The 9,770-nt window shown below is 51.7% G+C and carries 6 protein-coding genes; 3 read left to right on the forward strand and 3 right to left on the reverse strand.

Features of this window, described 5'->3' with window-relative positions:
- Positions 1-3: 3 nt before the first annotated feature.
- Positions 4-2,085: an AsmA family protein gene (locus ACTG33_RS03675; RefSeq protein ID WP_439133831.1), complete on the forward strand. Its 2,082-nt coding sequence runs from the start codon at positions 4-6 to the stop codon at positions 2,083-2,085.
- Between the two features lie 22 nt (positions 2,086-2,107).
- Here ACTG33_RS03675 and ACTG33_RS03680 read toward each other — a convergent pair whose 3' ends face one another.
- A complete protein-coding gene (locus ACTG33_RS03680) occupies positions 2,108-3,421 on the reverse strand; it encodes a DKNYY domain-containing protein (RefSeq protein ID WP_439133832.1) in 1,314 nt (437 codons plus the stop codon).
- Between the two features lie 600 nt (positions 3,422-4,021).
- Here ACTG33_RS03680 and ACTG33_RS03685 point away from each other — a divergent pair.
- Both ACTG33_RS03685 and ACTG33_RS03690 read left to right on the forward strand, forming a co-directional pair.
- Positions 4,022-5,356 carry a hypothetical protein gene (locus ACTG33_RS03685; RefSeq protein WP_439133833.1) on the forward strand — a complete coding sequence of 445 codons (1,335 nt, stop codon included), beginning with the start codon at positions 4,022-4,024 and terminating at the stop codon, positions 5,354-5,356.
- A gap of 127 nt (positions 5,357-5,483) precedes the next feature.
- Positions 5,484-7,154, forward strand: a complete 1,671-nt coding sequence (locus ACTG33_RS03690; RefSeq protein WP_439133834.1) for a BCCT family transporter — start codon at positions 5,484-5,486, stop codon at positions 7,152-7,154.
- Positions 7,155-7,180: 26 nt separating this feature from the next.
- Here the strand turns inward: ACTG33_RS03690 and ACTG33_RS03695 are convergent, their stop codons facing one another.
- Both ACTG33_RS03695 and ACTG33_RS03700 read right to left on the reverse strand, forming a co-directional pair.
- Positions 7,181-7,903 carry a 3'-5' exonuclease gene (locus tag ACTG33_RS03695; protein WP_439133835.1) on the reverse strand — a complete coding sequence of 241 codons (723 nt, stop codon included), beginning with the start codon at positions 7,901-7,903 and terminating at the stop codon, positions 7,181-7,183.
- The coding region (locus ACTG33_RS03700) for a DUF294 nucleotidyltransferase-like domain-containing protein (RefSeq protein ID WP_439133836.1) at positions 7,904-9,770 on the reverse strand (1,867 nt) is incomplete at its 5' end. It abuts the gene before it with no gap.

A 9,770-nucleotide genomic window follows, 5' to 3' on the forward strand; every position in this document is an offset into this window, starting at 1 on the left:
TGTATGTCACTCCGAAGAACCCTGTTGATCCTGCTGGCGACCCTCTGCACGCTGATTGTGGTAGTCGGATTGTGCCTCTGGTTTTCGGATTTTCGCTTTCTCAAACCCAAAATTGAAGCCGTCGTCACGGAGTCCACTGGCAGGCAATTTCGCATCGACGGTGACTTCTTTTTCAAAGGGTTGCCCACGCCCACGCTGCTGTTAGAACAGGTCAGTCTCAGCAGTCCTGACTGGGGCTCCCAGCCGTCTATGCTAACGGCAGAAAAAGCTTATGTGGAAGTTGATCTCTGGTCCCTTGTTTCGCCACCAATCGTGGTGCGAACAATTGAGGTTGATAACGTCAACATCCTCCACGAAAGCAATGCCTCGGACGAATCCAACTGGGCTATGGGCTCACAAACCGATGAGCCCTCACCGGAACCACAATCCGTGGAACTGTCACTGCCTGTTGAAATCCAGTCGGCCTCTGTCAACAACGTACAGGTGCTGCTGCGCAAGCCTGGGGATGATGATGTCGAAGCCCGGCTCGACCATCTGACCATTTCAGGCACCACCTCCGACTGGCAAGCAGAGGCCAGCGGCCAGTTCGCCGAAACACCTGTCGACTTCAACGCCAAAGTGGTGGGAAATCATGTTGTGGTTAACGCCAAGGCGGACGAATTCTCCCTGACCTCTCAATACGTATATCGTGACCAGTCTGTGGATCTCGACGCCTCCATCAGCACCCTCGACAAGATCGGTCACTGGCTGGAGATCGAGGACTTACCCGCCGAAGACCTCAAGCTAAAAGGCAATGTTGCCGTCAGCGATGGCAATCTGCTTCTGAATGACGTCGTCGCCAGTCTGAGCGGCCTGGAACTGCGCGTAGATGGCCACATTGACTCCGCCAACGCCCAGGCAGAACTGAGCGTGGAAGCATCTGGAGGTAAACTCTCTTACCTGAAAACCGATCTACCCGAATTGCCCTTCCGGTTAAAAACTCAGCTGGTCGCGACGACCTCTGAGCTGGATCTGAAATCATTCACCGTTAACATCGATGACAACACCATCACTGGAAACGCATTGATTCATCAGGGCGATCAACCCGAGATCACGCTGCAAGCCCGTTCGGATCGGCTGGATGTGACGCCGTTTATGGCCGAAAACCCAACCACTAGGACCACCACCGCGACCACTAAGACCACAGGAAAACCATCGTCTCGCTATGTTTTTGATGACACACCTTTACCGTTAAAGCAGCGACCAGGGCTGCAACTGGACGCACAAATTCAGATCGGTCGACTGATACTGCCCGATACGGAAGTCGAGAACGTACAGCTGAACATCCAAAACCGTCAGAACCAGCTTATTCTGGGCAACAGCTTTGAAGGTTCAATAGCAGGTAAAGTTAATTATCAATTACAGCTACAGCAGGAAGGCAACAGGGCAACACTCGACATTCAGGGTCTGGTCAGTGATTTCCAGTCCGACCTGCTGTCTGAAGGATCAGTCCCCAAAGACCAAATCCCTGTCACCAAAATCGAAGTGGATTTACAGGCGACGGGAACGACCCCCAGAGCACTCGCATCCAGTCTTGATGGCAAACTCATTGCTAGCCAGGGCCCGGGGATTGTTAGCAACAAAATGATCGACAAATTCTCCGGTGACATTTTGAATCAGCTGTTCAATACGCTGAATCCATTTGCCAAGGACGATGAGTTCACCAATTGGGAGTGCAGTGTGTTTGCGATCGATTTTTCCTCGGGTAAGGGCGACATCAGTGGATTTTTGCTGCAAAGCGAAAAGCTGATGGTGGTCGGCGGCGGCCAAGTGGACCTTAACGATGAAACACTCAATATTGAATTCAACACCAAGCCCCGCAAAGGCGTTGGCGTCAGCGCAGATATGCTTGTTACACCGTTTGTGAAACTTAGCGGCACATTGAAAGAGCCAAGCATCGGTCTTAATCAAAAAGGGTTGTTACTGAGTGGCGGCGCCGCATTCTTAACGGGCGGCATGTCTTTTCTCTACACAGGCCTGATCGACCGGGCGATGGCGCAAGAGGGCCAGTGCGAGAAAGCGCTTGAGTTAGTGCATCAAAAATAACAACTCGGCCAAAGCCATTGCATCATGTTTTCTTCAGATAATATCGGCCATCCTCGCCCTGCTCAGGAAAACCTGCTTCATCCACCTTGAATTCGTCGGGGTTTGCATCAATCACGGGATGCACGTTCCAAAAGAGGGTCTGACCGTCTGTGGAAAAGTTTTGTCTGAGCGGCTTAAAGTGGCTGGCGTCCGCGCCCTCAATTACGGTGTTACCGTAGAAGGCTTTATCGTTAATGACGATGTACCAACCGGCAAAGGCATCGTCGAAACTTCGCACATCCACGACTGAGCCTACATCCAGACGCCCTTGGGCATGATGATACACAGCTCCCTCGTAGGTGAAATAACCATCACTCAACCAATCCAGCTTGCTGCGTTTTATATAGCGAGAGTTGTGCTCATCGATTTTCACTTCCTGATACTTGTACGCGCCAAAGTCTTCTGCATCGATTTTGCTAAACCAATTCGGGTTCACATCCAGCAAACGTGTATCGACTTCATAGACACTGTCTTTATCTTTCCAGAAATATCCATTTACGTCCTTGGCCGTTGCAGGATCACCAAAGGGTAGTGGTTCGGCTTGATAGAACATGCGTTGATGATCTTTCTGAATGACTTCGTTAACGATTTCAAAACTGGCGACGTCAGCACCCTTGACCAGATCGCCACGATAAAACACATGAGAGCTGTCTTTGACAAAACCCTTAGCCAATAAAGTAAAACCGGAAGGCACGGCACCTGCCAGTAGGTCACCTTGAAAATACACGCGCTCATTAATGGCCAGATAGGCATAACCGTCTTCCGCCCCTAAATATTTATAGTTCGCAGCGTCGACTGACATCGGCTTGCCGTCGTAATAAAACTGTTGCTTATCAACCGCGTAACCACCACCAATATTGGTATAACTGGCGGGGTCTGCCGTCTCCATTAACTGACTGAAGAAAAAGACCTGCTGATCATCTCGAGAATAAAACGATTCATTCTGTGTACTGCTATCCACACCACTGGGCAGCAACAACTGAAAAGCATGGGGATCAGCTCCGGGAATCACCTCTCCGGAAAAAAATACCTGTTGATTATCTTTGGCATACGAGTTGGACAACACGGTAAAACTGTTGAGTTCAGCAGATTCCATGTGCTGCTTACCTAGCTCGAAAAAGTTGCTGCCCCGTACGAAGTAGACGTTTTCGTCATCGTGGTAATACTGCTTACTGACGGACTGATCGAAAGCTTTAACACCATTCATTTTAGGAGAATTGAAGACACCAAAAGCAACCATGCCGACTATAAACGGCACACACGCGATACCGGCCAGAATTAACAACCACTTCATCATAGCTTTACGATTCCTTTCCTGGAGCGTCCTGTTAAAAACCTCAAGTCACCAAAAGCTGAGGTTTGCCAAGGCAGATTGATGTTTCGGACGGGATCTTACCCAAGTTTACCCAGTTCATAAACAGCGGGGATAGGATGGACCTTGCCACTGGCCACCCACCGCTCACTACTCACTACTCACTACTCACTACTCACTACAGTTTAAATCACCAACAAGTCTAAATTGAATGAATGCTACACATATACGACGCTATTTAATCAAAGTTTCCAGAGAGTTTCTTATTTGTACAACCAAGCAAACGCCAAAGAATTGACAATGAGTAAGCATCAGAAAACCTGAATCTTTCCAATTTTATTTTCCAGGGCCCCGTTTTTTTAGTGGCTAATTTTTAAACTAATAAAACAGTTACTCTAAACACATTTAATAGAAAGTTACGGTTTTGTTTTACATTTGGATACCGAAATCTCTCTTGAAACACAGTATTTCCCGCACTGTCAAACTCCGCACAAATTGGAAAATTTGAACCTTTTCGACCATACTGTCGTATGAATTTAACTAAACCCTTTCAATTCCCCGTCTATTCCCTCAGGGAGAATAACAATGACAACACCAATCCATGGGTGGGTACGTCGCCCATTGCTATCTTTTTTGCCCCCCCTTTTACTGTGCGCTTCTCTTCCCGCTTTTGCAGCCAGCGAAGCCGAGTTGCAACAGCGCATTCAAAAACTGAAAGCTGAATTAGACGCTGCCAATACCGAGTTAAAAACGGTTCAGGCTGAAAACAAAGAACTCACAGAAACCAATGTGAAACTCACCAAAGCGGATTCTCCTATTCAGATCGGCAATTTGAGAGTGGGCGGTGCGATTCGCGCCAACTACACAGTGGGTGACTATCCATCCTCAAGCAGCGGTGCAGCCAGCCGAGCCTGGGAGGATGACGGCAACGTCAGTCTGGATACCTTTCGTGTCAATCTGGATTACAGCAACGGGCCGGTCACCGGTAAATTTGAGTACCGCTGGTACAACGGCTACAACTTTCTGCATACCGCCTGGCTGGGTTACAACTTTGACGAAGACAGCCAAATGCAAGTGGGCGTGAACCGTGTGCCTTTTGGTCCTGGCGCCTATGGCGTATCCCAGAGCTGGCTATTCGATCAGCACTACTACCTGGGCCTGTCGGATGATATGGATCTGGGTGTGAAATACAGCACACAGCGCGGCAACTGGGCCTGGGACGTCGCCTACTACTATTCCGATGAGGGTCAATACACCGGCGCCAGCCGCGACAGTGCCCGCTATTCCTACGACGTGGTGAATGAGTCCGGCGACGGCTACGAGGAACGCAACCAGTTCAACCTGCGTGGTATCTATTCCTTTGCCAGCAAAGGCGAAGGCGTCTCCACCGATTTGGGTTTCTCAGTTCAAATGGGTCAGCTGGAAAGCGAAGGGCCACAGTCCGATGGTGATCACTACGCCGCCTCGGTTCATATGATCAATCAATGGGGCAATCTTAAACTGGCTTCCCAGCTGACCCGCTACGAATACGATGTGGATTCTGATCAGCCACTGGGAACAGACGCTCTGGTGCAATACGGTGCTTACGACTTCCCCAGCACGGCAGCCGCTGAAGCCTGGGTACCCGCGGTTTCTCTCAGCTACACCTATACAACAGACCGTATTGATTGGCTCGATTACGTCGTGCCTTACATGGAATACAGCTCCATCGTGAAGGATGAAGACGGTTTCAACGACAGTGAGCTGTTTATCATCGGTGTGGCGCTGGCCCGCAATGGCTGGTACATCTACAACGATCTGGCTTTTTCCAACGGCAACGAGTTTGTCGGGGGTGATGCCGCTTTCGGTGACCGCCTCGGGGCAAACGCTGATAACGAGTGGCTCACTCGCTACAACATCAATTTCGGGTATTACTTCTAAGCTCAAGCACTACTGTCAGCACTCGTCTTTTCACTGGCGCGTGCTGACTGCTGTGTCATAAACAGTTTCTCATAACCCATAACGTACCTTCAGACAAACAAACCCACATTCACACAAGGAGAACAACGTGGACAAACAGTCCGACAACTCCCCTGAATCCGAATCGCTGGGCGTACCCGCCCCGGACGGTGCAGCCAACTTAATCGATACCGATTACCAGATTGGGCAGGATAATTACCGAGCCAAGCACATGGGTATCACCATCGATATTCACGGTGCGGTGTTTATTTTCTCGGCAATCGTGGTGATGATTTTTGTATTCATGTCACTGGCCTTGCCAGAGCAATCCACCAGTTTGTTTGAGGCCGGCAAAAACTGGATCAACACTCACCTAACGTGGTTTTTCCTGTTCTCAGCCAACATATTCGTACTGGTGTGCCTGGGTCTGATCCTGTCACCGCTGGGCCGTATCCGTATCGGCGGCGCGGAGGCCAAGCCGGACTTCTCCCGCTTGTCCTGGTTTTCCATGCTGTTTGCCGCCGGTATGGGCATCGGGCTGGTGTTCTATGGAGTGTCCGAGCCGCTGTCTCACTACGGCACTTCTTACGCCGGAGTCACTGTGGGCGCAGATGGCGCGCGAACCGATTGGGCACCTCTGGGTGGCGCAGCCGGTGATGAGCAAGCCTCGCTGGATTTAGGCATGGCCGCTACGATCTTCCACTGGGGTCTGCACCCCTGGGCGATTTATGCGATTGTGGCATTATCGCTGTCGATTTTCTCCTTCAACAAAGGCTTACCGCTCACAGTCCGCTCTATCTTCTATCCTATCCTTGGGGAGAGAATCTGGGGTTGGCCGGGTCATATCATCGATATTCTCGCGGTATTCGCCACACTCTTTGGTCTCGCAACTTCGCTGGGGATCGGTGCGCAACAAGCGGCGTCCGGTTTGCATCATCTGTTTGGTATCGGCGACGGTGACACCACACTGGTTCTGTTAATTGCCGGTATTAGCGCGATCGCCATTGTGTCGATTGTGGCGGGTGTCGAGAAAGGTGTGAAACGGCTGTCGGAAATCAACATGCTGCTGGCGTTCGCGCTGCTGATGTTTGTGGTTATTGTCGGCCCCACCTGGGTCATTATGTCCGGCTTCTTCAGCAATTTGGGCAGTTACCTTACCGAACTGCCGGCCCTGTCGAACCCCTTTGGTCGTGAAGACGCAAACTTCAGTCAAGGCTGGACGACCTTCTACTGGGCCTGGTGGATCAGCTGGTCACCTTTTGTGGGTATGTTTATCGCACGGGTGAGTCGCGGACGCAGTGTGCGTGAGTTTCTGATCTCAGTGCTGCTGATTCCGTCTGTCGTATCCGTTTTCTGGATGACGGCGTTTGGTACCACGGCGATCAAACAACTGCAGTCTGGCTTTGAAGGTGCCGCTACAGCGGATCTGTCATTGAAGCTGTTTGTGATGCTGGAGCAACTGCCGATGGCCGAGATCACATCGTTTATTGGCATCATTCTGGTGATTGTATTCTTTGTGACGTCTTCGGATTCCGGCTCACTGGTGATTGATACCATTACCGCCGGCGGCAAGATTGATGCACCCAAACCACAGCGCATCTTCTGGGGTGTGACCGAGGGCGCCATTGCCATCGCTCTGTTGCTGGGTGGTGGCCTGGGCGCACTGCAAGCGGCTGCCGTTTCAGCCGGGCTTCCGTTCACCATTGTGTTGCTGGTGGGGTGTTACGCCATTATCCGCGGCTTGATGAGTGAACCACGCTCAGCGGCCCCTGCGAGTTAGCCGGGGTCAATCCCACAATTGTAATGTTAATCCCACAACTGCCCCAGGGGCGTTGTGGGAGAATAATGTCTGGCCACCTGAGCGGAAAACAGCTCTGCGGTGGCCATGGCATCCACCTTCGCATGATGCGACGAATACACCGGTAAACCATAACGCTCGCGACTGTCACTCAGTCGAATCGACACCGGTTGCACACCAAAAGCCTGTTTCAATTTCTGCTTCCAACCTTGACGCTCCCACCGCGCCTCAATCGCCATGGTGTCAATCAGCGGAAACAAGCAGCGTTCCCGCCACAGCCTGCGACAGGAATAATCCAGAAAAGGCCGCTCAATCGGTCGGTAGTGCACCACCACCATGTGTCCACGAAGCCGTTCCACCAGTTCATCCAAGACCTTCTCTAGCGGCGGTGCCTGATCGACCTGCGAGTGAGTAATACGGTGGAAGGCGATAGATTCTTCATTCAGTGCCCGCGTTGGCTTCACCACTTGATAGTAACCGTCTGACGGACGGATACTGTGTAACGTGAAAGGCACCATACCAATACTGACAATCTCATTGCGCTTGGGATCCAACCCCGTGGTTTCAAAATCCAACGCCATCAGTGGTACTTCCGAAAGTGGCATATCCGCATCCGGCAAGGGTGTTTGGTAAAAGTGTTTTAGCGCCGGGTGCACGCAGACTTTCGCCTGCTGTTGGTGATAACGCTGCCACTCGTCAATCACACTTTGCTGTGGCCGTTTGGCAAGCATCTATTTCTCCGAGCCGGGGTAACGAAAGCCAAGAAAGTTCTGGGCGTTACTCAGTACCTGAAAAGCCTCTTTCAGATTGTGGCGTTCGGTGCTGTCGATGTTTTCCGGCTCGATGGCGTTGTCCACCGGTTGGTCGTTTTGTAGTTCGCCTGCCTGATGACGCATGCGCACCAGAGCGATGAACTCCAGTGCATAACTCAATTTATCCACCTGGCCGGCGGGCAGTATTTTCGCCTGATCGATATCCCGCAAACGCTCCACACTGTTCTGCGCGCGCGACCCCGCCGCCAGTGCGTGTACACGGATCACATCGGTCATGGGGGCTACGCCCCGGCTTTTGATGTTAATGATCTTGTGTTGCCGACCGTCGGTCTCCATCACAAAAGTGCGAAAGAAGCCCAATGGCGGCGTACGATTGAGGGCATTGCGAGCCATCGCGCCCAGGAAGCGGGGGCTTTTGGAAGCTTTCGTTGCCACCAGATCCTGCAGAATTTCCACAAAACGCTCTTCACCGTGTACGGCATCCAGATCAAAAAAGATGCAGCTGTGCAGCAATCGCTGCGGATCCGGTTCGGCAATCCACTCCTCAAAATAGCGCTTCCACTGGGACAGCGGCTGCCGCCACTCGTCATTGGTGGCCATGATTCCACCTTTGCAATAGTCATAGCCACAGGCGTCCAGACCGTCGCTGACCTTTTGCGCCAGGGTTTTGAAATATTCATCGTGCTGTTCAGGATCGAAACTGTCGTGCAAGACAATGGCGTTGTCCTGATCGGTAATCACCGACTGGGCGTGTCGCGCCAGAGAACCGTGCACCATATAACAATAAGGCACAGGCGGCGGGCCCAGCTCATCTTCCGCCAGCTCGATCAGACGCCGCATCAGACTGCGCCCAATGCTGGACATGGCATCGCCAATCATTTGCGAAGTGGATCCCGCGTTCACCAGTCGCACAAAGGCTGCGCGTATCTCCGGCACCAGTCGAGACAAGTCGCGCACAGAACTGCGACTGAAAATATTACTGACCAGATAGAGACTGCTGTTGGTTTCGTAACGGACAATATCCGACAGATGCACTACACCCACCGGACGACGTCGATGCAACACCGGCAATCGCTGAATGTGATTGCGCAGCATGGTCAGCATGGCTTCATTGACGGATTCATCAAACTGGATAGTGATCAGGCGATGATAACTGAGATGACTTACTGGCAGATCCGGGCTTGCTCCTCCCGCAACCACCTGAACACGCAAATCCTCATCGGTGATCATACCCGCCAACAACCAAAGTCGGCCCTCGTCATCTCTGAAAACACCGTCGCTGTTCTCTTCCTCGGCCGGCTCGATCAACAGTACCGAAGAAACCCCATTCTCCGTCATCACACGGGCCACGTCCTGAATCAAGACTGTGGTTTCCACCATTACCGGCAAGCGATTGATCAACTTGCGTACCCGCGTCGTCATCAGGTCATTTTCTTGCAGACTCTGATCAACGGTGCTTTTTAAGCGCGAGCCGGACAACTCCACAAAATCCGCAAAACTGTCATCCTCGCACAGGCGCTGAAAATAGGCCTCGGGAATTCGGTACAACAGGGTATCTTCGATAGCCTTAACCGGAAAGCGCACCCGACGCTGACGCAAAAGCCCAAACTGGCCAAAAATATCGCCCTCTTCCAGACGATTATAGAGATCGCCACTGGAGTGATAGACCTCAACAGCACCACTGCGGATATAGGGCAACGCATGGATAGGCTGTCCCTGCTCCAAAATCATCGTGCCCGCCTTGAAATAGGCGATTTCTACAACCTCCACGACCTCGTCCAACAATTCACTCGGCAAATTATCGAACGGGGGAAATTGAGTCATG

Source organism: Pseudomaricurvus sp. (genome assembly GCF_965662505.1).
Taxonomy (GTDB): Bacteria; Pseudomonadota; Gammaproteobacteria; order Pseudomonadales; family Cellvibrionaceae; genus Pseudomaricurvus.